The organism is Bacillus sp. jun7, from assembly GCF_051034795.1.
In the GTDB taxonomy this organism is placed as follows: domain Bacteria; phylum Bacillota; class Bacilli; order Bacillales; family Bacillaceae; genus Bacillus; species Bacillus velezensis.
This window is the reverse complement of sequence record NZ_CP093219.1, coordinates 618438-642454: the sequence shown is the minus strand read 5'-3', so window position 1 is coordinate 642454 and position 24017 is coordinate 618438. Positions and strand designations below refer to the sequence as shown.

The 24017-nt window shown below is 45.3% G+C and carries 19 protein-coding genes; all 19 read left to right on the top strand.

The genetic code is table 11. The features are described from left to right. The first annotated feature begins 38 nt into the window (after positions 1-38). Entirely contained in the window at positions 39-830 is a 792-nt protein-coding gene (locus MJQ52_RS02620; protein WP_003154149.1) for a DUF3388 domain-containing protein, read from the top strand. Between the two features lie 18 nt (positions 831-848). Then, positions 849-1748 (top strand): helix-turn-helix domain-containing protein, encoded by a 900-nt coding sequence (locus MJQ52_RS02615; protein ID WP_070081839.1) that lies wholly within the window; start codon positions 849-851, stop codon positions 1746-1748. A 73-nt stretch (positions 1749-1821) separates the two neighbouring features. Continuing rightward, positions 1822-2403 (top strand): CDP-diacylglycerol--glycerol-3-phosphate 3-phosphatidyltransferase, encoded by a 582-nt coding sequence (gene pgsA, locus MJQ52_RS02610; RefSeq protein WP_003154147.1) that lies wholly within the window; start codon positions 1822-1824, stop codon positions 2401-2403. A 17-nt stretch (positions 2404-2420) separates the two neighbouring features. After that, positions 2421-3671: a competence/damage-inducible protein A gene (locus MJQ52_RS02605; protein WP_077722211.1), complete on the top strand. Its 1251-nt coding sequence runs from the start codon at positions 2421-2423 to the stop codon at positions 3669-3671. 171 nt (positions 3672-3842) lie between these two features. After that, positions 3843-4886 carry a recombinase RecA gene (recA, locus tag MJQ52_RS02600; protein WP_003154145.1) on the top strand — a complete coding sequence of 348 codons (1044 nt, stop codon included), beginning with the start codon at positions 3843-3845 and terminating at the stop codon, positions 4884-4886. 166 nt (positions 4887-5052) lie between these two features. Beyond that, the gene (locus tag MJQ52_RS02595) at positions 5053-6234 is read left to right on the top strand and encodes a serine hydrolase domain-containing protein (RefSeq protein ID WP_003154142.1); all 1182 of its coding nucleotides are present in this window, start codon (positions 5053-5055) and stop codon (positions 6232-6234) included. Between the two features lie 292 nt (positions 6235-6526). Then, positions 6527-8086, top strand: a complete 1560-nt coding sequence (gene rny / locus MJQ52_RS02590) for a ribonuclease Y (RefSeq protein ID WP_003154140.1) — start codon at positions 6527-6529, stop codon at positions 8084-8086. A gap of 60 nt (positions 8087-8146) precedes the next feature. Further along, positions 8147-8941 carry a TIGR00282 family metallophosphoesterase gene (locus tag MJQ52_RS02585; protein ID WP_003154137.1) on the top strand — a complete coding sequence of 265 codons (795 nt, stop codon included), beginning with the start codon at positions 8147-8149 and terminating at the stop codon, positions 8939-8941. A 199-nt stretch (positions 8942-9140) separates the two neighbouring features. Next, on the top strand, positions 9141-9401 hold the full coding sequence (spoVS, locus tag MJQ52_RS02580) for a stage V sporulation protein SpoVS (protein WP_003154135.1): 261 nt from the start codon (positions 9141-9143) through the stop codon (positions 9399-9401). Positions 9402-9659: 258 nt separating this feature from the next. Next, positions 9660-10706 carry an L-threonine 3-dehydrogenase gene (gene tdh, locus MJQ52_RS02575; protein ID WP_043867101.1) on the top strand — a complete coding sequence of 349 codons (1047 nt, stop codon included), beginning with the start codon at positions 9660-9662 and terminating at the stop codon, positions 10704-10706. 12 nt (positions 10707-10718) lie between these two features. Continuing rightward, complete coding sequence (locus tag MJQ52_RS02570) at positions 10719-11897, top strand: glycine C-acetyltransferase (protein ID WP_029325912.1); 1179 nt, start codon at positions 10719-10721, stop codon at positions 11895-11897. 142 nt (positions 11898-12039) lie between these two features. Then, complete coding sequence (gene miaB / locus MJQ52_RS02565; protein WP_003154116.1) at positions 12040-13569, top strand: tRNA (N6-isopentenyl adenosine(37)-C2)-methylthiotransferase MiaB; 1530 nt, start codon at positions 12040-12042, stop codon at positions 13567-13569. 2 nt (positions 13570-13571) lie between these two features. Next, positions 13572-14003 carry a RicAFT regulatory complex protein RicA family protein gene (locus MJQ52_RS02560; protein WP_003154113.1) on the top strand — a complete coding sequence of 144 codons (432 nt, stop codon included), beginning with the start codon at positions 13572-13574 and terminating at the stop codon, positions 14001-14003. Between the two features lie 253 nt (positions 14004-14256). Then, the gene (gene cotE / locus MJQ52_RS02555; protein WP_003154111.1) at positions 14257-14802 is read left to right on the top strand and encodes an outer spore coat protein CotE; all 546 of its coding nucleotides are present in this window, start codon (positions 14257-14259) and stop codon (positions 14800-14802) included. 118 nt (positions 14803-14920) lie between these two features. Continuing rightward, the gene (gene mutS, locus MJQ52_RS02550; protein ID WP_094246926.1) at positions 14921-17506 is read left to right on the top strand and encodes a DNA mismatch repair protein MutS; all 2586 of its coding nucleotides are present in this window, start codon (positions 14921-14923) and stop codon (positions 17504-17506) included. Between the two features lie 15 nt (positions 17507-17521). Next, complete coding sequence (gene mutL, locus MJQ52_RS02545; protein WP_038463888.1) at positions 17522-19399, top strand: DNA mismatch repair endonuclease MutL; 1878 nt, start codon at positions 17522-17524, stop codon at positions 19397-19399. A 1644-nt stretch (positions 19400-21043) separates the two neighbouring features. Further along, positions 21044-21721, top strand: a complete 678-nt coding sequence (locus tag MJQ52_RS02540) for an MBL fold metallo-hydrolase (protein WP_003154103.1) — start codon at positions 21044-21046, stop codon at positions 21719-21721. Between the two features lie 314 nt (positions 21722-22035). Further along, the gene (fabD, locus tag MJQ52_RS02535; protein WP_094246925.1) at positions 22036-22905 is read left to right on the top strand and encodes an ACP S-malonyltransferase; all 870 of its coding nucleotides are present in this window, start codon (positions 22036-22038) and stop codon (positions 22903-22905) included. A 136-nt stretch (positions 22906-23041) separates the two neighbouring features. Beyond that, entirely contained in the window at positions 23042-24016 is a 975-nt protein-coding gene (locus MJQ52_RS02530; RefSeq protein WP_003154101.1) for an acyltransferase domain-containing protein, read from the top strand. Position 24017: the final 1 nt, after the last annotated feature.

Genomic DNA, 24017 nt, shown 5'->3' with positions numbered 1-24017 from the left:
GAAGGTAAAAATTTGCCACAATGGAGGGGGTATATCATTTGGCAAAGCTCGAATGGTATTTTGAATATGAAATTCAAGTGAACCGCCCCGGCCTGCTCGGGGATATTTCATCTCTTCTCGGGATGCTGTCAATTAATATTGTCACAATTAACGGTGTCGACCTTTCCAGAAGGGGAATGCTGCTCAGATGCCGGCATATAGATCAAATTAAACGATTGGAATCAATTTTAAAAACAATGGAGACCATTAAAGTAACGAAGCTGAGAGAACCGAGGCTTCGCGACCGTCTCGCAGTCCGTCACGGAAGATACATTCAGCGTGATGCCGATGACAAAAAAACCTTCCGTTTTGAAAGGGACGAGCTCGGTCTTCTGGTTGACTTTATGGCCGAGCTGTTTAAAAAAGAAGGGCACAAACTGATCGGAATCCGAGGAATGCCGAGGGTCGGAAAAACGGAGTCCATCGTTGCGTCAAGCGTTTGTGCCAGCAAAAGATGGCTTTTCGTATCATCAACGCTGCTAAAACAAACGATCCGGAGCCAGCTGGTTGCCGATGAATACAGCACGGAAAACGTGTTTATCCTCGACGGCATCGTTTCGACAAGACGGGGATCTGAGCGCCATCTTCAGCTCGTCAGTGAAATTATGCGGCTTCCGGCGACAAAGGTCGTGGAGCACCCCGATATTTTTGTTCAAAATTCGGAGTATACGCTCGATGATTTCGATTATATTATCGAACTCAGAAATGATCCTGACGAAGTCATTACATATGAACATGCAGAAGAACCGCAAATGTTTGATCAGACCGGTTTTTCAAGCTTTGATTTTTAATATTGGAAGGTGTTTGTTGTGACAGAATTAGCAATCCGGCTTAAAGAAGCCAGAGAGGAAAAAGGGATGTCATTGGATGAACTCCAGGCGGCGACGAAAATTCAGAAAAGATACTTAACCGCTCTGGAAGAAGGCAATTATGACGTCATTCCCGGCAATTTTTATGTGCGGGCGTTTATCAAGCAATACGCTGAAGCTGTCGGGCTTGATTCAGATCAGTTATTTGAAGAATATAAAAAAGACATCCCTAACACGTACCATGACGATGTGTCGGAAAAAATCTCCGGTCTCGCCATGCAAAGGGAGCTTCCTAAGTCCGCTTCAAAGGCGGCGGAATGGCTTCCGACCGTCCTTGTCGTCATCGGTGTCATTCTCGTCATCGCGATCATTTATGCGATTATTCAGTTCGGAATGAGCAAATCCGGGCAGACAGACGGAGATAAGGCCGTGACCCAAAGTGAGAGCAAGTATGAGATTCCTAAGGATTCTGCGCTGAAAAACGACGGCAATACAAACGACGAAGCGCAATCTGACAGCAAAAAAGACAAAAAGGACACAAAAGCGTCAGAGCAGAAAAAGAAAGAAAAAAGCAGCGATAAGACGGAGATCAAAGCGGCCGGAACGGAAGGCTCGGCTTCTTCATACAACGTCTCCGGGGCAGATAAGTATAAGCTTGAACTGATTGCTTCTGACAGCGCATGGATCCGCGTCCGGGATGACAGCGGCGGTTCTTTAAAAGAAGGAACGCTGCAAAAAGGCGAAACCTTTAAAAAAGACGTCACGGATCAAAAGCAGATTGAAATCCGCACGGGCTATGCCCCTAACCTGAAAATTAAAATCAACGGAGAGGTTCTGTCCTATGAACTCAATCCGCATGATGTGATGGCGCAGACCATCACAATCAAGATGAAAAAATAAAAGGGGAAAAGTCATCTGAACGATTAAGATGACTTTTTCTTCACGTCCGAGTACATATTATTGGAGGGGCTTTATGTTTAACTTACCGAATAAAATCACACTGGCAAGAATCGCTTTAATTCCTGTATTTATGATTATCATGCTTGTTCCTTTTCATTGGGGCAGCGTTCATATAGGGGATGAATCGATTCCGGTCGCGCATCTTACGGGAGCTGTTTTATTCATTATCGCATCAACGACTGACTGGGTGGATGGCTACTACGCCAGAAAACTGAACCTCGTGACAAACTTCGGGAAATTTTTAGATCCGCTGGCTGACAAACTGCTGGTGTCCGCGGCATTAATTACGCTTGTGCAATTTGACCTTGCGCCGGCGTGGATGGTCATCATCATCATCAGCCGCGAATTTGCCGTAACGGGATTAAGACTTGTGCTGGCGGGAACGGGGGAAGTTGTAGCCGCCAATATGCTGGGGAAAATTAAAACATGGGCCCAGATCATCGCTGTTGCCGCGCTTTTGCTGCATAATCTTCCGTTTGAGCTCGTTTCTTTCCCGTTCGGCGATATCGCTTTATGGGTGGCCGTGCTCTTCACAGTCATTTCCGGCTGGGATTATTTTGCGAAGAACTGGGATGCGTTAAAAACATCTAACTAAGGAAGAAGGACTTAAAGATGGAAATAGCAAAAAAAGCAGAAATCATTGCGGTCGGCTCGGAGCTTCTGCTCGGCCAGATCGCCAATACAAACGCGCAGTTTATCAGTAAAGAGCTGGCGGAAATCGGTGTAAACGTGTTTTACCATACCGCTGTCGGTGACAATCCGGAGCGGCTTAAGCAAGTCATCCGCATTGCCGAAGAGCGCTCAGATCTGATTATTTTTTCAGGCGGCCTCGGACCGACCAAGGACGATTTAACGAAAGAAACCATTGCAAACACACTGGGGCGCCCGCTCGTTCTGAATGACGAAGCATTCCGGTCGATCGAAGAATATTTCGTGAAAACAAAACGGACCATGTCGCCGAATAACCGCAAACAGGCGCTCGTTATTGAGGGCTCGGACGTTTTGGCGAATCATTTCGGCATGGCGCCGGGAATGCTTGCAGAGCACGGCTCAAGGCTTTATATGCTGCTTCCCGGACCGCCGAGCGAGCTGCGTCCGATGTTTGAAAATGAAGCGAAACCGCTGCTTCTTAAAAAGCTCGGTTCTAATGAGAAAATCGTTTCAACCGTGCTGCGGTTTTTCGGAATCGGTGAATCCCAGCTTGAAGCTGATTTAGAAGATATCATTGACGCGCAGACGAATCCGACGATTGCGCCGCTTGCTGCTGACGGCGAGGTCACGCTCCGTTTAACGGCGAAACATGCTGACGAAAAAGAAACAGAACGGCTTTTAAAAGAAACGGAAGCCGCCATTTTAGAACGTGTCGGTGAATTTTTCTACGGATATGATGATACGTCCCTGGTGAAGGAGCTTTCAAAAGCATGCAGACAAAACAAAATCACGATTTCTTCTGCCGAAAGCTTTACAGGCGGCCTGTTTTCAGAGTGGGTGACTGATTTAAGCGGTGCGTCTCAACTATTTGCAGGGGGCGTTGTCTGCTATTCCGACAGCGTGAAACAGCATGTGCTCGGCGTGAAAGCTGAGACGCTCGCAGAAAGCGGAGCGGTCAGCAAAGAGTGTGCGAAAGAGCTTGCAGCCGGTGTGAGAAAGCTGACCGGAAGCGATATCGGCATCAGCTTTACCGGGGTTGCGGGTCCCGACCCGCAGGAAGGGCATGCGCCGGGCCGCGTCTTTATCGGCATTTCAGCGGAAGGAAAAGAAGAGGTGCACGAATTTCACTTTGCCGGCTCAAGAACCGGGATCAGAAAGCGCGCCGCTAAATACGGCTGCCATCTCATTTTAAAAATGCTGGATCAAAAATAAAGTTTTAAAGAGCCGTTTTCTCTGATTTTTTAAGTTTTATAAGGGAAATTATGCTCTTTTGCAGAAAAGCGAACGCGGAAAAAATCCGAATATGCGTTCGCTTTTTTCTTGGCAAATGTCAGTAAACAAGGTATAGTATATGTAGTGGCAAGATAAAGGAGGAAAAAATAAATGAGTGATCGTCAGGCAGCCTTAGATATGGCTCTTAAGCAAATAGAAAAACAATTCGGCAAAGGTTCCATCATGAAGCTCGGAGAAAAAACGGATACAAGAATTTCAACGGTGCCAAGCGGCTCCCTTGCACTTGATACCGCTCTCGGAATAGGCGGATACCCGCGCGGACGGATTATTGAAGTATACGGACCTGAAAGTTCAGGTAAAACGACTGTAGCGCTTCACGCAATCGCTGAGGTTCAGGAAAAAGGCGGACAGGCCGCATTTATTGATGCTGAGCATGCTCTTGATCCTGTTTACGCGCAAAAGCTCGGTGTCAATATCGAAGAGCTTCTGCTTTCTCAGCCGGATACGGGAGAGCAGGCGCTTGAGATTGCTGAAGCGCTGGTGCGAAGCGGAGCTGTTGATATCGTAGTCGTTGACTCTGTTGCGGCGCTTGTTCCAAAAGCTGAAATTGAAGGTGACATGGGTGATTCACACGTCGGTTTACAGGCGCGTCTTATGTCTCAGGCGCTCCGTAAGCTTTCCGGCGCCATCAATAAATCTAAAACAATCGCAATCTTTATTAACCAGATTCGTGAAAAAGTCGGCGTTATGTTTGGAAATCCGGAGACGACACCGGGCGGCCGCGCGCTGAAATTCTATTCTTCCGTGCGCCTTGAAGTGCGCCGTGCCGAGCAATTAAAGCAGGGCAACGACGTCATGGGGAATAAAACGAGAATTAAAGTCGTAAAAAACAAAGTCGCTCCTCCGTTCCGTACGGCTGAAGTGGACATTATGTACGGTGAAGGAATCTCCAAAGAAGGGGAAATCATCGACCTTGGAACTGAACTGGATATCGTGCAAAAAAGCGGTTCGTGGTATTCTTATGAAGAAGAACGCCTCGGTCAGGGCCGTGAAAACGCCAAGCAGTTCTTAAAAGAAAATAAAGACATCATGCTGATGATTCAGGAACAAATCCGTGAATATTACGGTTTAGACAATAACGGTGTAACGGACAAAGCGGAAGAAGTTCAGGAAGAGATGGAATTAGAAGAATAAAAACACGATCAAAAGAGCGGAGTAAGCAATTTCCGCTCTTTTTTTGTGTGTTTCAAAAAACACTGGCTGTTTCGGAAAATTTTATCTGGAATGTTACAACTTTTTTCACCCTTCACTCGTCTAACATCATGGCGAAAGTTGAAATTATATCTGAGGAGGAAAAAAGATGACGAGCCCCCGCCGCACAAGAATAAATAAAAAAAGAAAGAAGAAGCTGATGAAAACGGGAGGGCTGTTTCTTTTTCTGCTGCTTGTCACTGTTTTTATTATGATCTGGACCGTCACAGCGCATCATCGGGAGAAAGAATCCGTTAAAAACGCTCCCGCCGCTCAATCTGATACTTCAAAAGACCAGACTCAACAGAAAAAAGAAAAGACGCAAAAAGAGAAAACACCTAAATCAATCGATCACAATAAACAGATCAGCAATTACTTGCAACAGATCGGGTTCAGCGGCACAGCAATGATCGTAAAAGATGGAAAAGTTGTGCTGAAAAAAGGCTTTGGCTATGCGGACCGAAAACAAAAAATTAAAAACAATCCGGAGACATCATATTATATCGGTTCTTCACAAAAAGCGTTAATCGCGACGGCTGTCCTGCAGCTTGAAGAAAAAGGGCTGCTGCAGACGAGTGACCCCGTCAGTACATACTTGCCGAATTTTCCTAACGGCACGCGCATTACATTGAAAAACCTGCTCAATCATACGTCCGGCATAAACGGGCATATTGAGGGTCGGGGACCGATTTCTCCAATTGATTTAATCAAGGATATAGAATACCGCGGAATTAAACGGCAGCCCGGGGTTTGGGATTACAGGGATTCCAACTATTCAGTGCTTGCTTATATCGTATCTCAGGTCAGCGGGGAGTCTTATGAACAATATATAAAAGAACACGTGTTCAAACCGGCCGGAATGAAGCATGCCGGATTTTACAAAACATTTGCTGAAGCTAAATATCCTGCCGTCGGCTACAAAGTCGATGAGAGCGGCAGTCTTGTAACGCCGCACCTTTTGGATTTATCGCAGCTGTACGGGGCGGGCGATATGTATATGAGCGCTGAAGATCTCTATAAATTTGATAAAGCGATCGTAAACGGCACGCTCCTTTCAAAAGAAAGCTTCACAAAAATGTTTACAGCAGGAAGCAGTGCAGCTTACGGGATGGGGTTTTACATTGATCCGGGAAGCTATTCCAATCACGGTGTTATGCCCGGTTACAACATTTTGAACAGCTTCAGCCATTCGGCAAGCAAATATGTCATATTACTGTCAAACATTCAGAATAACGCCAAATTAGGACAGGTAAACAATAGAATTTACCAATTGCTTAACCAGGCGGACTGACAGAGCCGTCATTCACGAAAAGCGGAGGAAGGTATGGTATGATATATACATGGGCGACGATCCGAGCTGAAGGCGAATCGTTAAGCTGGCAAGCTTGACAAGTATTTCCGACACAATTACAATGAAGTTGTAACATTTGTTTTTTTAACATGATTGTTAAACCATTTAAACTTGACAAGGGCATGAGAGACTCATTCCCTGTGAAGGTTCTGTATGTTGAGAAAATCAGACAATGTACATGCCGGCACTTATTTAAGCAAAAACCAAGTTCATAGCAAGAGGAGGTGAAAGTATGACCCCAATGACGGTTCTCATCTCCATTTTGCTGACTCTGCTCGGTTTAGTTGTTGGCTACTATGTTCGTAAAACCATTGCCGAAGCAAAGATTGCGGGCGCACGCGGTGCTGCCGAGCAAATCCTTGAAGATGCAAAGCGTGATGCTGAAGCACTGAAAAAAGAAGCTCTGCTTGAAGCAAAGGACGAAATCCATACACTTCGAATAGATGCTGAACAGGAAGTTCGTGAAAGACGAAATGAGCTTCAAAAACAAGAAAACCGTTTACTTCAAAAAGAAGAAAATCTTGACCGTAAACACGAAGGAATTGATAAACGGGAAGCGATGTTGGAGAAGAAAGATCATTCTCTGAATGAACGACAACAACATATTGAAGAGATGGAAAGCAAAGTGGATGAGATGATTCGTATGCAGCAGTCAGAACTCGAACGCATTTCGAGCCTGACACGGGATGAAGCGAAACAAATCATTCTTGACCGGGTTGAAAATGAGCTTTCACATGACATCGCCATCATGACAAAAGAAACCGAAAACCGTGCGAAAGAAGAGGCAGATAAAAAGGCGAAAAACATTCTGTCGCTTGCTTTGCAGCGCTGTGCAGCAGATCATGTTGCCGAAACGACGGTATCGGTCGTCAATCTTCCGAATGATGAGATGAAAGGACGTATCATCGGCCGTGAAGGGCGTAACATTCGTACGCTTGAAACGCTTACAGGTATCGACCTGATTATTGATGACACACCTGAAGCAGTCATTCTTTCCGGATTTGATCCGATCAGACGGGAGACGGCAAGAATTGCTCTTGATAAACTCGTTCAGGATGGCCGTATTCATCCGGCGCGCATTGAAGAAATGGTTGAAAAATCCCGCCGTGAGGTTGATGACTATATCCGGGAAATGGGTGAGCAGACGACGTTTGAAGTCGGCGTTCACGGACTCCACCCGGATCTGATCAAGATCCTCGGCCGGTTGAAATTCCGTACAAGCTACGGGCAGAACGTACTGAAACATTCTATGGAAGTTGCGTTTTTAGCCGGTTTAATGGCTTCCGAGCTTGGAGAAGATGCAAAGCTTGCCAAGCGGGCCGGTCTTCTGCATGACATCGGTAAAGCAATTGACCATGAAGTGGAAGGAAGCCACGTGGAAATCGGAGTGGAGCTTGCGACCAAATATAAAGAGCATCCAGTCGTCATTAACAGTATTGCGTCACACCACGGAGACGAAGAGCCGACTTCCATTATCGCCGTTCTGGTCGCTGCCGCTGATGCACTGTCAGCCGCAAGACCGGGCGCGAGAAGTGAAACGCTCGAAAACTATATCCGCAGACTTGAAAAGCTTGAAGAAATCTCCGAGTCTTACGAAGGTGTTGAAAAATCATTTGCGATTCAGGCCGGCCGTGAAGTTCGCATCATGGTGAAACCGGACTCCATTAATGATTTAGAAGCCCATCGTTTGGCGCGTGATATCCGTAAACGAATTGAGGACGAGCTTGATTATCCGGGACACATTAAAGTGACCGTGATCAGAGAAACTCGAGCCGTAGAGTATGCAAAATAAAGTGATGCGCTAAGCATCACTTTATTTTTTTGAGTCCCTGAAAAGGAAGGAATGGAATGTATGAGAATTTTATTTATCGGAGATGTTGTCGGTTCCCCGGGCCGCGACATGGTAAAAGAATATGTCCCGAAACTGAAAGCGAAACATAAACCGCATTTTACAATTATTAACGGAGAAAATGCAGCACACGGAAAAGGACTGACGGAAAAGATCTACCACAGCCTGATGGAAGCGGGAGCAGATGCCATTACAATGGGAAACCATACGTGGGATAAAAGAGAGATCTTCGACTTTATTGATGATGTGCCGCATCTTGTCCGGCCGGCGAATTTCCCGGAAGGTACGCCGGGCAAAGGCATTACTTATATTAAATCGAACGGAAAAGAGCTTGCCGTCATTAATTTACAGGGACGGACGTTTCTTCCGCCGCTTGATGATCCGTTTGCTAAAGCGGATGAATTAATAGAAGAAGCGAAAAAGCGCACGCCGTACATTTTTATTGATTTTCACGCCGAAGCGACAAGCGAAAAAATTGCGATCGGCTGGTACACAGACGGAAGAGCCTCTGCCGTGGTAGGCACCCATACACACGTGCAAACGGCAGATAACCGCATTTTGCCGAAAGGAACGGCATATATTACTGATGTAGGCATGACGGGTCCGTACGACGGAATTCTCGGTATGGACAGAGAAACGGTCATCAAGCGGTTTAAAACCAATCTTCCCGTCCGGTTTACGGTGGCGGAAGGTAAAACTACGCTGAGCGGAGTGCTCATTGACATCGACGATCAAACGAAAAAGGCCGTAAATATCGAACGGATATTAATCAATGATGACCATATGTTCTTTGAATAGGTGATCATGTGTTTATTTTATAAAAATATTAAAAGGAAAAGCAGGAATATAGCAACTTCTTAGTGAATATAGTAGAAATGGAAGGTAGCCCGCTATTTTTGAAAAGCATTGTGGGGATGGCTTTTTGGATAGCAACATCTAATAATGATTGTTCTAATGAACACTCACTTATCCATTGTAAAACTAAGGGGGAGCAGAAATGGAAATCTTAAAAGTTTCAGCAAAATCAAGTCCAAATTCAGTAGCAGGCGCGCTTGCCGGCGTATTGAGGGAACGCGGAGCCGCCGAAATTCAAGCAATTGGGGCGGGTGCCTTAAACCAGGCTGTTAAAGCGGTTGCGATTGCCAGAGGCTTTGTCGCGCCAAGCGGCGTAGATTTGATTTGTATTCCGGCTTTTACAGATATACAGATTGACGGAGAAGAAAGAACGGCGATTAAGTTAATCGTCGAACCCCGTTAAAAACAAAAACATGTACATTCTCAACCTGCTTGCGTAAGGCGAGCGGGTTGTTTTTATTGCTGTCATATTTTCTCACAATATTATATTAATAGTACGAAGAGATGATAAATGGCTTTATTCATATAATATTCAAAAAAAATCCCGCCCATTTTTCCGGACGGAAGCAGTTGTTTTCTTGGAGTGGACACTGGTATTTACCTCCTTTTTAACTCATGTTACAATCCAGTTATTACAGTGTTTTTTCGAGGAGGAGTGTACATGTTGGGAGGAAAGATGAAAGCTATCGTCAAAAATGAAAACGCTTTCGGAGCAACTCTGAAAGAAATTCCCATACCTTCCATTAATGAGAATGAAGTTCTCATTAAAGTACAGGCCGCATCTATATGCGGTACAGATGTGCATATTTATAATTGGGATCAATGGGCGCAGAAACGAATCAAAACACCTCAAGTATTCGGACATGAATTCAGCGGTATCGTAGCGGAAACAGGCAAGCACGTCACAAATGTCAAAATAGGTGACTACGTTTCGGCTGAAACCCACTTCGTCTGCGGTACTTGTGTCCCGTGTTTAACAGGAAAACATCATGTGTGCACCCATACAAAGATACTCGGCGTAGATACAGCCGGCTCCTTCGCTGAATATGTCAAAGTGCCGGCCCGAAATGTTTGGAAAAACCCCGCTGATATGGACCCCGCCGTCGCCTCTGTTCAGGAGCCGCTTGGCAACGCGGTGCATACGGTGCTGGAAAGCAGCCGGCTTGCGGGCGGTTCCGCTGCAATTATCGGCTGCGGACCGATCGGGCTGATGGCGGTGGCGGTGGCTAAAGCGGCCGGTGCATCCCGTATTGCGGCCATTGATAAAAATGATTACAGGCTGGCACTTGCGAAGAAATTGGGAGCTGCGATCACCATTTCAGCTGACGAGGAAGATCCGCTTGAGGTGATCGACACCTTAACAGGCGGAGAAGGGATCGACCTTGTCTGCGAAATGTCAGGCCACCCGGCAGCCATAACACAAGGATTAAAGATGGCGGCCAACGGGGGAAGGTTCCACATGCTGAGTCTGCCGGAACGTCCGGTGACGGTTGACCTGACAAATGACGTGGTGTTTAAAGGACTTACCGTCCAAGGCATCACAGGCAGAAAAATGTTTGAAACATGGCGGCAGGTATCGCACCTGCTTGAATCCGGCCTTGTTGATCTGACGCCGGTGATCACGCATCAGTTTCCGCTTGAAGACTTTGAAAAAGGGTTTGACCTGATGAGAAAGGGACAGTGCGGCAAAGTCATTTTGATTCCATAAGGGGAGGGTTCTATAATGAAAGAATTTGAATTTCTAAAAGCAGAGCTTGATAAAATGAAAGAAAATAAAACGTGGCAGCAAATGAAACAAATTGAAACGAAGCAGGGTCCGTCGGTGGAAGTCAAAGGGGAAAACGTGATACAGCTTTCATCGAACAATTATCTCGGTTTGACGTCGCATCCGAGACTTGTCGAAGCGGCCAAACGCGCCGCGGAAGAATTCGGAGCGGGTACGGGGTCCGTCCGTACAATCGCCGGAACATTCACAATGCACAATGAGCTGGAGAAAAAATTGGCAAACTTTAAAAAAACAGAAGCGGCACTTGTTTTTCAATCGGGGTTCACAACGAATCAGGGCGTCTTATCAAGCATTCTTACAAAAGAAGATATCGTGATCTCTGACGAACTGAACCATGCTTCCATCATTGACGGGATCAGGCTGACGAAAGCAGATAAAAAGGTGTACCGCCATGTTGATATGGACGATTTGGAAAGGGTGCTGAAAAAATCAATGAATTACCGCATGCGCCTGATCGTCACCGACGGCGTATTCTCAATGGACGGCAACATCGCTCCTTTGCCTGACATCGTCAAACTTGCAGAGGCGTACGATGCCTTTGTGATGGTCGACGACGCGCATGCTTCCGGCGTACTCGGAAAAAACGGAAGGGGAACGGTTAATCACTTCGGGCTTGACGGAAGAGTCCACATACAAGTGGGCACATTAAGCAAAGCCATCGGAGTGCTTGGCGGTTACGCCGCAGGGTCGCAGGTTCTGATCGATTACCTGCGCCATAAAGGGCGCCCTTTCTTATTCAGCACTTCTCATCCGCCTGCGGTAACGGCCGCATGCATAGAAGCCATTGACGTCCTGCTGGAAGAGCCGGAGCATATGGAAAAGCTATGGGAGAACACGGCGTATTTCAAAGACAAACTGGTTCAAATGGGGCTGACCCTCACAAAAAGCGAAACACCGATCGTGCCGATATTAATAGGGGAGGAAGAAAAAGCCCAGGCATTATCAGACCTTTTATTGACCCGCGGCGTGTTTGCGCAAAGCATCGTGTACCCGACGGTCGCCCAAGGAAAAGCGAGAATCCGCACCATTATTACGGCGGAGCATACAAAAGAGGAGCTTGACCGGGCCCTGGAAGTAATCCGTTCAGCCGCAAAAGAGCTTCAGCTTGTGTAAGGGGGAAATGATTCCCTCTTTTTTATTTCTTATTGATTCTTATTCTCAATAAGGTGTACAATAATAGGCTGGCGGTTGTGCCAAACGCTTTTAACCAGTATACTTGAGGGTGGAAGTTTCGGTTGAAAGGAGACATTCGAACATGAATGAAAAGCAAAAGCAGGAAAGCGGACAAGTGAATCCGGCGGACAAAAAATCCGAAAAGGATTACAGCAAGTATTTTGAAGCCGTATATATTCCGCCTTCTTTAAAAGATGCGAAAAAACGGGGCAAAGAATCCGTTCAATATCATAACGATTTTAAAATCTCAGAAGAATTTAAAGGCCTCGGTGAAGGCAGGAAATTTTATATCCGCACGTACGGATGCCAAATGAACGAGCATGATACGGAAGTCATGGCGGGTATTTTTATGGCGCTTGGTTATGAAGCGACAAATTCGGTTGATGACGCGAACGTTATTTTATTAAACACTTGCGCCATCCGGGAAAACGCTGAAAACAAAGTGTTCGGAGAGCTCGGCCATTTAAAGGCGCTCAAAAAAAACAACCCGGACTTGATTCTCGGCGTCTGCGGCTGCATGTCACAGGAAGAATCAGTCGTAAACCGCATCCTTAAGAAGCACCCGTTTGTCGATATGATCTTCGGCACGCACAACATTCACCGTCTGCCGGAACTGTTATCAGAGGCATATTTATCAAAAGAGATGGTCATTGAAGTGTGGTCGAAGGAAGGGGATGTCATTGAGAACCTTCCGAAAGTCCGCAACGGAAAAATTAAAGGCTGGGTCAACATTATGTACGGCTGCGACAAGTTCTGCACATACTGCATCGTACCGTATACCCGCGGAAAAGAACGAAGCCGCCGTCCTGAGGAAATTATCCAGGAAGTCAGAAGACTTGCAAGCGAAGGCTATAAAGAAATCACGCTGCTCGGTCAAAACGTGAATGCGTATGGAAAAGATTTTGAGGATATGACGTACGGTCTCGGTGATTTAATGGACGAACTGCGTAAAATTGATATTCCGAGAATCCGGTTCACGACGAGTCATCCGCGTGACTTTGATGATCATCTGATCGAAGTGCTAGCCAAAGGCGGCAACCTTTTAGACCATATCCATCTTCCGGTTCAATCGGGAAGCTCAGCGATGTTAAAAATGATGGCCCGTAAATATGACCGAGAACGCTATCTGGAGCTTGTCGGAAAAATTAAAGCGGCGATGCCGAACGCTTCACTGACGACCGATATTATTGTCGGTTTTCCGAATGAAACGGATGAACAATTTGAAGAAACGCTTTCGTTATATCGCGAAGTGGAATTTGACAGCGCATATACGTTTATTTACTCTCCTCGTGAAGGCACGCCGGCAGCGAAGATGAAAGACAATGTTCCGATGAGGGTCAAGAAAGAACGTCTTCAGCGCCTCAATGATTTGGTGAAAGAAATTTCAGCCAAAAAAATGAAGGAATATGAAGGCAGGACTGTCGAAGTATTAGTTGAGGGAGAAAGCAAAAATAACCCTGACATTCTTGCCGGCTATACGGAAAAAAGCAAGCTCGTCAACTTCAAAGGGCCGAAAGACGCCATCGGCAAGATTGTACGCGTCAAAATCGAACAGGCGAAAACATGGTCGCTTGACGGTGTGATGGCAGGAGAAGCAATCGAGGTGAAATAATAATGACGCTTTACTCAAAGAAAGACATTGTACAGCAGGCTAGGAACCTTGCGAAAATGATTTCTGAAACAGAAGAAGTTGATTTTTTCAAACGCGCTGAGGCGCAGATTAACGAAAATGAAAAAGTCTCTGCGATTATTAATCAGATTAAAACCCTGCAAAAGCAAGCCGTTAACCTGAAGCACTACGAAAAGCTTGAAGCGCTGAAACAAGTGGAAAGTAAAATTGACGCCCTGCAGGAAGAGCTTGAAGGGATCCCGATCATTCAGGAATTCAGAGATTCCCAGATTGAGGTCAATGACCTTCTTCAGCTTGTCGCACATACGATCTCAAATCAGGTGACAAACGAAATCATTACATCTACCGGAGGCAACCTGCTGACAGGAGAAACCGGTTCAAAAGTAAAACATTCGAATAACAGCTGTTCTATTTAAACACGGGGCCTTCATCGGCCCGTGTTTTTTTGCTGTTTGAGAACTAATTGTTATATGTACTAAATTTTCATTGTCTCAACGTTTTGTCCTATTTTTACTGGAAAGTTTTATCATACTTAAAAGTAAAGTTTCTGGGCAGAGCTGCATACAATGAAACAGAAACTTTGTATTTTTATATTTTTATTATAAAAATGCACATGAGACAAATGCCCAGCATAAGATAACACGAAGAAGAACAAGGAGGCCTGCCGGAATGTCTGAATACAGGGAAATTATTACGAAAGCGGTAGTTGCGAAAGGAAGAAAATTCACCCAATGCACCAACACGATCTCGCCTGGAGAAAAACCGTCAAGTATATTGGGCGGCTGGATTATCAACCACAAGTACGATGCCGAAAAGATCGGGAAGACTGTAGAAATTGAAGGGTATTATGATATAAACGTCTGGTACTCTTACGCCGATAATACAAAAACGGAAGTTGTAACCGAGAGAGTAAAGTATGTCGATGTGATTAAACTCAGATACAGAGACACAAATTACTTAGATGACGAACACGAAGTCATTGCCAAAGTGCTGCAGCAGCCGAATTGTCTTGAAGTCACCATTTCTCCTAACGGAAATAAAATCGTGGTTCAGGCAGAGAGAGAATTTTTAGCAGAAGTGGTCGGTGAAACGAAAGTCGTCGTCGAAGTCAATCCTGACTGGGAAGAAGACGATGATGATGATTGGGAAGACGATCTTGATGAAGAATTAGAGGACATTAACCCTGAATTTTTAGTCGGAGATCCTGAAGAATAAGTTGAGGCTAGGGGAGTTTAACACCCCAAGTCTCTTTTTTATATATAAAGATATCACTCTTTTGTTTATGTTATAATGGGATTCGGATAAGAGAAGATACATAGTGAGGGATTAAATGATGGCTAGTTACACGCCTATGATACAGCAATACTTGAAGATAAAGGCAGAGCACCAAGATGCCTTTTTATTTTTTCGGCTTGGTGACTTTTATGAAATGTTTTTTGAAGATGCAAAAAAAGCGTCGCAAGAGCTTGAAATTACACTGACAAGCAGAGACGGAGGTTCGGCTGATAAAATTCCGATGTGCGGCGTGCCGTATCATTCTGCGGCGGCTTATATTGAACAGCTGATTAAAAAGGGCTATAAAGTGGCGATCTGTGAGCAGACGGAAGATCCGAAGGCGGCTAAAGGCGTTGTAAAAAGAGAAGTCGTCCAGCTGATCACCCCGGGAACCGTGATGGATGGAAAAGGCATCCATGAGTCCGAAAACAACTTTATCGCTTCCGTTTCCGAATTTCGTAACGGATACGGTCTCGCTTTATCGGACTTAACGACCGGAGAAAATCTGGCCGTATTTATTGAGCGGATTGAAGATGTCATGTCAGAAATTTACTCAGTCGGCGCAAAGGAAATTGTCGTATCAAGCAAGTTTAACGAACATACAGCTGCTCAGCTGAAAGAACGGTGCAGCGCAACGATTTCGATCGAAGACGGGGAAATAACAGAACGCATTGAAATCGCAAAGCACTTGCCGGGCGAAGAGCTGACAGAGACGTTTATGCGTTTATATACGTATTTGCAGAAAACGCAAAAACGGAGCCTGGATCATCTGCAGCCGGTTCAAGTATATGAATTGGAAGAAGCGATGAAAATTGACCTGTATTCAAAACGGAATCTTGAGCTCACGGAAACGATCCGTTCGAAAAGCAAAAAAGGGTCATTGCTTTGGCTTTTAGACGAGACGAAAACAGCGATGGGCGGCCGGCTTCTCAAACAATGGATTGACCGTCCGCTGATCAGGGCATCCCAAATCGAAGAACGCCAGGAAATGGTCGAGACGCTGATCAATCATCTGTTTGAGCGTGAAGATCTGCGCGAGCGCCTGAAGGAAGTATACGATTTAGAACGTCTGGCGGGCCGGGTCGCATTCGGAAACGTCAACGCAAGGGATTTAATCCAGCTGAAAGAATCTTTAAAACAAGTGCCGAGCATTAAAGAGCTTGTAGGGTCTCTTAACCATAAAAAAGCAAAAGAACGCGCCGGCTTGATTGATCCGTGCGGAGATTTGCTTGACCTGTTAGAAGAAGCTCTCCATGAAAACCCGCCGTTATCGTTAAAAGAAGGCAACTTAATTAAAGACGGCTATCATCAGAAGCTCGATGAGTACCGTGACGCCAGCAAAAACGGTAAAGACTGGATTGCCAGACTGGAGCAGCAGGAACGCGCTTATACGGGCATCCGTTCATTAAAGGTCGGTTTCAATAAAGTGTTCGGCTATTATATTGAAGTCACAAAAGCAAACCTTCATCTGCTTGAGGACGGGCGGTATGAGCGGAAGCAGACCCTCACAAACGCCGAACGGTACATTACGCCGGAATTGAAGGAAAAAGAAGCGCTTATTTTAGAAGCGGAAAACAACATCTGCGAGCTGGAATATGAGCTTTTTGCCGGACTGCGTGAAAAGGTGAAACAATTTATTCCGCGTCTGCAGCGTCTTGCCAAACAAATGAGTGAGCTGGATGCGCTGCAATGCTTTGCTACGATCAGTGAAAACAGGCATTACACAAAGCCCGTCTTTTCTGATAATGAAGTAAAAGTCATTGAAGGGAGACACCCCGTCGTTGAAAAGGTGATGGACAGTCAAGAATACGTGCCGAACAACTGCCTGATGGGCGATTCGCGGGAAATGCTCCTGATTACGGGTCCGAATATGTCAGGTAAAAGCACGTACATGAGACAGATCGCACTTCTATCGATCATGGCTCAGATCGGCTGTTTTGTGCCCGCAAAAGAAGCGGTTCTGCCGATTTTTGATCAAATCTTCACGAGAATCGGGGCGGCGGATGATTTGATTTCCGGACAAAGCACCTTTATGGTGGAAATGCTGGAAGCGAAAAACGCGATTGTGAACGCCACAAAAGACAGCCTGATCCTGTTTGATGAAATCGGCCGCGGGACATCAACGTACGACGGAATGGCGCTGGCACAGGCGATTATTGAATATGTCCATGATCATATCGGCGCTAAAACACTGTTCAGCACGCATTATCATGAGCTGACGGTGCTAGAAGATAAGCTTCCTCAGCTGAAAAACGTTCATGTGCGCGCAGAGGAATATAACGGAACGGTCGTGTTTCTCCATCAAATCAAAGAAGGAGCCGCAGATAAAAGTTACGGCATTCATGTCGCCCAGCTTGCGGAGCTCCCGGACGATCTGATCAGCCGCGCGCAGGAGATTTTGAAACAGCTTGAGCAGACGGGAGATAAACCGGAGCTTCCGGCGGCACCTGAGAAAAAGCCCGCCGTCAAAGAAGAACCGGCACAGCTGTCCTTTTTTGCTGACGGTGAAAAAGAACAGAAGACACCGGCTGTTTCTAATAAAGAAAAACAAGTGCTTGAAGCTTTTAAGTCAATCAATATTCTCGATATGACGCCGCTTGAGGCGATGAATGAAATGTACAAGCTGCAAAAAAAATTAAAATAGAAAGAGGTGACGGACTTGGCAAAAGTCATCCAGCTGTCAGATGAACTCTCAAATAAAATTGCGGCCGGTGAGGTGGTCGAACGGCCTGCCTCAGTCGTTAAAGAATTGGTGGAAAACGCCATCGACGCAAACAGCACAGTCATTGAAATCGACATAGAGGAAGCGGGGCTTTCGTCGATTCGGGTGCTCGATAACGGCGAAGGTATGGAAACCGATGATTGCAAGCGGGCTTTCCGCCGCCACGCGACCAGCAAAATCAAAGATGAAAACGACCTGTTCCGGGTGAGAACACTCGGTTTCCGCGGAGAAGCTTTGCCAAGTATCGCGTCTGTTTCTCATCTGGAAATCAAAACGAGCATCGGCGAGGGAGCGGGAACCCATCTCATTCTTCAGGGCGGGAATATCATTTCTGAACAGAAATCCTCCAGCAGAAAAGGAACAGAGATTATCGTTACCAACCTGTTTTTCAATACACCCGCCAGATTGAAATATATGAAAACCGTGCATACGGAGCTCGGCAATATTACGGATGTCGTCAACCGGATTGCTCTTGCGCATCCGGAAGTATCCATCCGTCTCCGCCATCAGGGGAAAAATCTGCTGCAGACAAACGGTAACGGGGACGTGCGCCATGTGCTGGCCGCAATTTACGGGACGGCGGTTGCGAAAAAAATGATACCGCTCCATGTCAGCTCGCTTGATTTTGAAGTCAAGGGCTACATTGCACTTCCGGAAATCACGCGTGCATCCAGAAACTACATGTCATCTGTCATTAACGGAAGATACATTAAGAATTTCCCGCTTGTAAAAGCGGTGCATGAGGGCTATCACACACTTCTCCCGATCGGCCGCCATCCGATTACGTTTATCGAAATTACGATGGACCCGATTTTGGTCGATGTCAATGTCCATCCGTCGAAGCTTGAAGTCCGCCTCAGCAAAGAGACGGAGCTGCATGAGCTGATCCGTGACGGGATAAAGGAAGTGTTTCAAAAGCAACGGCTTATTCCGAGCGCCCAGCTACCGAAAAAATCAGCGCCGGCACCGGCCAAAAACGAACAGCAATTTATGACATTCGAGGAAAGCGCGCCTGAGCGGAAACTTCCTGAAAAAACGCCTGAGCCGTCTTACTCACCGATGAAGCTGAGTTCGGTCGTAAAAGAGCCTGAGCCGGTCATAGAAGAAGAGTCCCTGACGGATGAAGCAGGTCACGGAGTGCCGCCGAAGATCGGCATGCCGGTAACGGAAGCGCCTGTTTCCGATATTCCGGAGCCTGAAGTGGAGGCTGACTCTGAAGAAATACGGGAAGAAAGAGTTCCGGTGATGTATCCGATCGGCCAAATGCACGGGACATATATTTTAGCCCAAAACGAAAACGGCTTGTATATCATTGACCAGCATGCGGCACAAGAACGGATTAAATACGAATATTTCCGGGAAAAAGTCGGGCAGGTTGAGCCTGAAGTGCAGGATATGATCGTGCCGCTCACCTTTCATTATGCAGCAAATGAAGCGCTGATCATTGACCAGCATCAGCATGAGCTTGAAAGCGTCGGAGTATTTTTAGAAGCATTCGGCACGAACAGTTACATCGTCCGCTGCCATCCGGCCTGGTTTCCAAAAGGGGAAGAAGCTGAACTGATTGAAGAAATCATTCAGCAGGTGCTTGACGCCAAACAGATCGATATTAAAAAACTGCGGGAGGAAGCGGCCATTATGATGAGCTGCAAAGGCTCAATCAAAGCGAACCGCCATTTGAGAAACGACGAAATCAAAGCGCTCTTGGACGACCTGCGCCGAACGACAGACCCGTTCACATGCCCGCACGGCCGGCCGATCATTATCCATCACAGTACGTATGAAATGGAGAAGATGTTTAAGCGTGTGATGTAATAACAACGTTTATGTGAGACTAAACCGTTATTTACCCGCAAGCAGCCTTACTAGTTTGAATGACCCAGCCTTTCAGAGATAACTTTTGAGTTTTTTAATTTCTGGCATAATTGTTGCATGGTATACCGTAAATCATGAAGATAATTTGTTTAACATCCAGCTGTTTTTCTGTCATATAAAAATTGTTTATGGGTAGTAATTGGGGTTGGCGATGTAGTATCCTGTGTTTGGTGGAACCGTCTATATCGTCAATTGACTGCATTAATAGTGAAATAATGGAGAAAACGATTCCTGAAAAATCTCATGCTATTTGTGAAGAATTTAAATAAAATTGGAATTTGGCGGGTTATACTATCCGCAAGTTAGTCAAGGGGGACTAGTAATTAGCCCCCTTATATTTAGTTCTTCCTGCATTTTTTTCTATTTTTGATTAAACTGAAAACCACTAAGAGAACTACACCGACAGCAACAATATAAAATGAAATTTCCGCTGCGGCGGTGTTAATATTCTTAAGGACAAGGATAAGCCCTATTAAAATTATAGGAATGATATAAGTTAGAATTCTTATAGCTTTTGGGCTCGGTTCAGCATTACTTTTATCTTCCATAGTTACCTCTGATCTTAAACACTTTAGAAAATAATCACTTTAAAGCTTAACACAGGATAAATTTGTTAAACACCAACAATAGCCCCGTTTAAAGGAAAAGCATAAGAGTTTTAGTAATCCACAAAGTTGCTGCCGGGTTGCCAGTTACTTTTAGAGCATCCGCATAGCACGCATCTTCAACTGCACCAGTAAAATTGTCAATGATATTAAGAATTATTTCAAAACCGCCGATTCCACCCATAGCAGCTTTAACTTTAGTAGGTATTGCGTCCCAAGCTGCTCTCAGTGCTTTTATAGCTCAGGACAAATCACCTTGAACAGTAAACTCCGACCCATATCACATAGTCTATTTGTCTAAATCTTAATATTTACTTTTTACACAGTAAAAAGATAACTTTATTTAGCCCTAACAAAACATCTGAGCTCCTTGTCAATAATCACATATAAATCGTCTTCAACTGACGTCTTTTTTCATGCGCGACGCTTTTGTGAATTGTTGCAGCTAGACTGGTTTTTGAACGGTTTTCTCGCAAAAGAAAAGAGTGTAAATTACGCCGTACTTTTCTCAGTTCAATTATGTTAATGTCAACATAACGTTGAATTCGGTGTAAGAACTAAGGTATTCTGATATATTTCGAGAGCCCGTGTGATTTAGTTTATCTTGAAGAAAAGGATTGAAATAATAATCTTAATTGCGGGTCATTTCTAAAAACTGATTATCTCCTCCGGCTGCTTCGCAATTGCTTTTCAAAACAAAAGCTCAATTTGTTTTATTTTTATCCGAAAATTATACCATCCTTCATTTTCTGAATAAAATTACCTAAAGAATTCATCTAAATGAACATCCTGATTTCCTGATATATCAGCATAGCAATTTGTAAAAATGGCCCAGACTGGTGCTTTTGGCGGGAGCAGAAAGTTTTTTAAACTTTACCGGAAAATCCATGGAAAAACGTGGTGCCATCTGGTAAAGTGGTTACAGTCGGCTGGGCGGCGGCAGCAGTCTGCCCGGATCTTTTAAATGGGAATGGTGACAATGGATCATACATATGAAGTGCATCAAATCAAAACTTATCACCAGATGTGGTCCAACTATTGTTATATCATCGCAGACCGCTCAAAAAAATCTGCGATAGCGGTGGACCCGTCCTGGGAAATCGATAAAATAACCGATAAACTGCATGAATTGGATGTTGATTTATCAGCTATTTTATTAACACATTCGCATTATGACCATGTAAACTTGGCGGAGCCGCTTCAGCAAATCTATCATTCTGATATATACATGTCGTCGGCGGAAATCGATTTCTATCAATTCCGGTGCAGAAACTTAATAGCGCTTGAAGACGGCCAAACCTTTGCGGCCGGAGGGTTTATCATCAGAAGTATACTGACCCCGGGACATACGGCCGGGGGAATGTGCTATTTGCTATCTGATCACCTTTTTACCGGTGACACCGTGTTTACAGAGGGGTGCGGTATATGTGAGGACAGGGGCAGCTCAGCTGAAGATATGTTTCACAGTATACAGAGGATCAAAGCCTCCATTCCGCCGCATGTGCGTGTGTATCCGGGGCACTCCTTCGGGGAGAAGCCGGGTCAAAAAATGGAGAGTCTTTTGAAAAACAATATTTACTTTCAGATTGAAAAAAAAGAACATTTCGTGAATTTCCGCAACAGAAAAAATCAAAAAGGGCTGTTTCATTTTAAGTAGCGTATAATTTGGTTCTATATAACTAGTTTTTCTTTTGGGGTACGGAACTTCTGAAATGAAATGATAGTTATTGCTCGTTTTTTGGTGATGAATGGCTGAGTAACGGTAGTTTGCGGATAAAAGCGCCGGGCAGGCCGAATGGGACATTCTGCTTACGTCTGTTCCAAAAGCCCTGAGTCCGCCTTCTGGCAGGGAAAAATAGGCATTATTCAGGAGTTCGCATAGGATAAATTAACTTGACATGGTATTTTTGTGAAGTTACTATCAACTTGAACATGCTTCTTAACTGAATCCGAGAAAGGATGGCTGAGAAAATGATCACATACTTATTCCCCGGACAAGGTTCTCAAAAGCAGGGAATGGGGAGCTCATTGTTTGATGAATTTAAAGACTTAACGGAGCAGGCTGATGAAACACTCGGATATTCCATGAAACGGCTTTGTCTTGAGAATCCGTATTCCAACCTTCACAAGACGCAGTTCACCCAGCCTGCTTTATATGTTGTAAACGCGTTAAGCTATTTGAAAAAAATCCAAGATAATGACATAAAGCCGGATTATGTGGCCGGCCACAGTTTGGGAGAATATAATGCGCTGTTTGCAGCAGGTGCTTTTGATTTTATTACCGGCCTTCAGCTTGTCCGTAAAAGAGGCGAATTAATGAGTATGGCCACTGACGGAAAAATGGCCGCCGTTATGGGGTTAACCGCAGCTCAAGTGTCGGACGCCCTTCAAACGCACGGATTACATACGATTGATATTGCCAATATGAATTCTCCTCACCAAGTTGTCATATCCGGACGCAAAGAAGACATTGAAAGAGCCAAAAGCGTATTCGAAGGAATAAAGGACGTTACGATGTTTCATCCGTTAAACGTCAGCGGCGCTTTTCACTCGAGATATATGAGCGAAGCAAAACAAGAGTTCGAAAAATTTTTACAGTCATTTCATTTTTCTGCTATATCAATTCCTGTCATTTCTAATGTGCATGCCAGACCTTATGAGCAAGACGGAATCCACTCCGTTCTGGCCGATCAGATCGACCATTCAGTGCGATGGAACGACAGCATGCGCTATCTGCTGGACAAAGGGCGGATGGAATTTGAAGAAGTCGGCCCGGGCCATGTGCTGACAGGGCTTATTCACCGCATCAAAAAAGAAACTGAAGCTTCACCCGCCATGTAGCGGAATGCAAGTCAAAATTCTTATCTCACATAATAGTGCCAGCCATACAACATCACGACCACTTCACCTGCACACGACATCACGAAAAACGTACAAATCAATATTTTAAAAAAATAAAGAGCAAAAAGGAGAACAAATGAACCAGCCAATTGTTTTCATGTTTTCTGGACAGGGTTCCCAATACTATCAAATGGGGAAAGAGCTGTTTGCACATAACGCCGCTTTTCGGCAGAAAATGCTTGACTTGGACGATTTTGCAGTCAGCCGTTTCGGTTACTCTGTCCTGAAAGAGGTTTATCATACAGGCAATCGTCTGTCTGATCCATTTGACCGCCTTCTTTTCAGCCATCCTGCCATTTTTATGGCTGAGTACGCACTTGCATATGCTTTGGAGCAAAGAGGCATACGTCCCGATTATGTGATCGGAGCAAGCCTCGGAGAGTATGCAGCGGCCGCTGTATCGGGTGTGCTGAGCGCCGAGGATGCTTTAGATTGCGTGCTGGAACAGGCCCGAATCATTACGGAAACTTGCCGTAACGGCAGCATGCTTGCGATACTGGGTGATCCGGCTTTATATCAAGATGATCCGCTGCTCGGCGAACATAGTGAATTGGCATCTGTAAACTATCATTCTCACTTTGTCATCTCGGGAGAGCGGGAACATATCAAAAAGATCATGGACGATCTGAGAGAGAAGCAGATTCCTCATCAGCTATTGCCGGTATCTTACGGGTTTCACTCAGCGCTGGTTGATCAGGCGGAACAGCCGTACAAGCGTTTTTTAGCTCAGAAATCAATCCGGACTCCGTTTATACCGTACATCTCCAGTGCGACCGGAGAGGCTGAGACCGATATACAAGCGGACTTTTTCTGGGATATTGTAAGAAAGCCGATTCGATTCCGCGAAGCGCTTCAATTCGCAGACAGCCGCCAAAAAGGATTGTATATCGATGCCGGGCCTTCCGGAACGTTGGCCGCATTTGCCAAACAGATTCTTCCCGCAGGATCGGCTGAACGCATCCGTGCCATTATGACGCCGTTTCATAAAGAACAAACCCATTTGCAGCAAATAGAAGACAGTATTTTATCACCGCCCGGAAGGAGACTGTAAG

Bases quoted from the DNA above. Each gene is read 5' to 3' on its own strand.
- MJQ52_RS02560 (WP_003154113.1), top strand. From the start codon at position 13,572: ATGACGCTTTACTCAAAGAAAGACATTGTACAGCAGGCTAGGAACCTT.
- MJQ52_RS02585 (WP_003154137.1), top strand. From the start codon at position 8,147: ATGAGAATTTTATTTATCGGAGATGTTGTCGGTTCCCCGGGCCGCGAC.
- MJQ52_RS02540 (WP_003154103.1), top strand. From the start codon at position 21,044: ATGGATCATACATATGAAGTGCATCAAATCAAAACTTATCACCAGATG.
- MJQ52_RS02530 (WP_003154101.1), top strand. From the start codon at position 23,042: ATGAACCAGCCAATTGTTTTCATGTTTTCTGGACAGGGTTCCCAATAC.
- cotE (WP_003154111.1), top strand. From the start codon at position 14,257: ATGTCTGAATACAGGGAAATTATTACGAAAGCGGTAGTTGCGAAAGGA.
- recA (WP_003154145.1), top strand. From the start codon at position 3,843: ATGAGTGATCGTCAGGCAGCCTTAGATATGGCTCTTAAGCAAATAGAA.
- rny (WP_003154140.1), top strand. From the start codon at position 6,527: ATGACCCCAATGACGGTTCTCATCTCCATTTTGCTGACTCTGCTCGGT.
- MJQ52_RS02595 (WP_003154142.1), top strand. From the start codon at position 5,053: ATGACGAGCCCCCGCCGCACAAGAATAAATAAAAAAAGAAAGAAGAAG.
- fabD (WP_094246925.1), top strand. From the start codon at position 22,036: ATGATCACATACTTATTCCCCGGACAAGGTTCTCAAAAGCAGGGAATG.
- MJQ52_RS02605 (WP_077722211.1), top strand. From the start codon at position 2,421: ATGGAAATAGCAAAAAAAGCAGAAATCATTGCGGTCGGCTCGGAGCTT.
- spoVS (WP_003154135.1), top strand. From the start codon at position 9,141: ATGGAAATCTTAAAAGTTTCAGCAAAATCAAGTCCAAATTCAGTAGCA.
- pgsA (WP_003154147.1), top strand. From the start codon at position 1,822: ATGTTTAACTTACCGAATAAAATCACACTGGCAAGAATCGCTTTAATT.
- tdh (WP_043867101.1), top strand. From the start codon at position 9,660: ATGTTGGGAGGAAAGATGAAAGCTATCGTCAAAAATGAAAACGCTTTC.
- mutS (WP_094246926.1), top strand. From the start codon at position 14,921: ATGGCTAGTTACACGCCTATGATACAGCAATACTTGAAGATAAAGGCA.
- miaB (WP_003154116.1), top strand. From the start codon at position 12,040: ATGAATGAAAAGCAAAAGCAGGAAAGCGGACAAGTGAATCCGGCGGAC.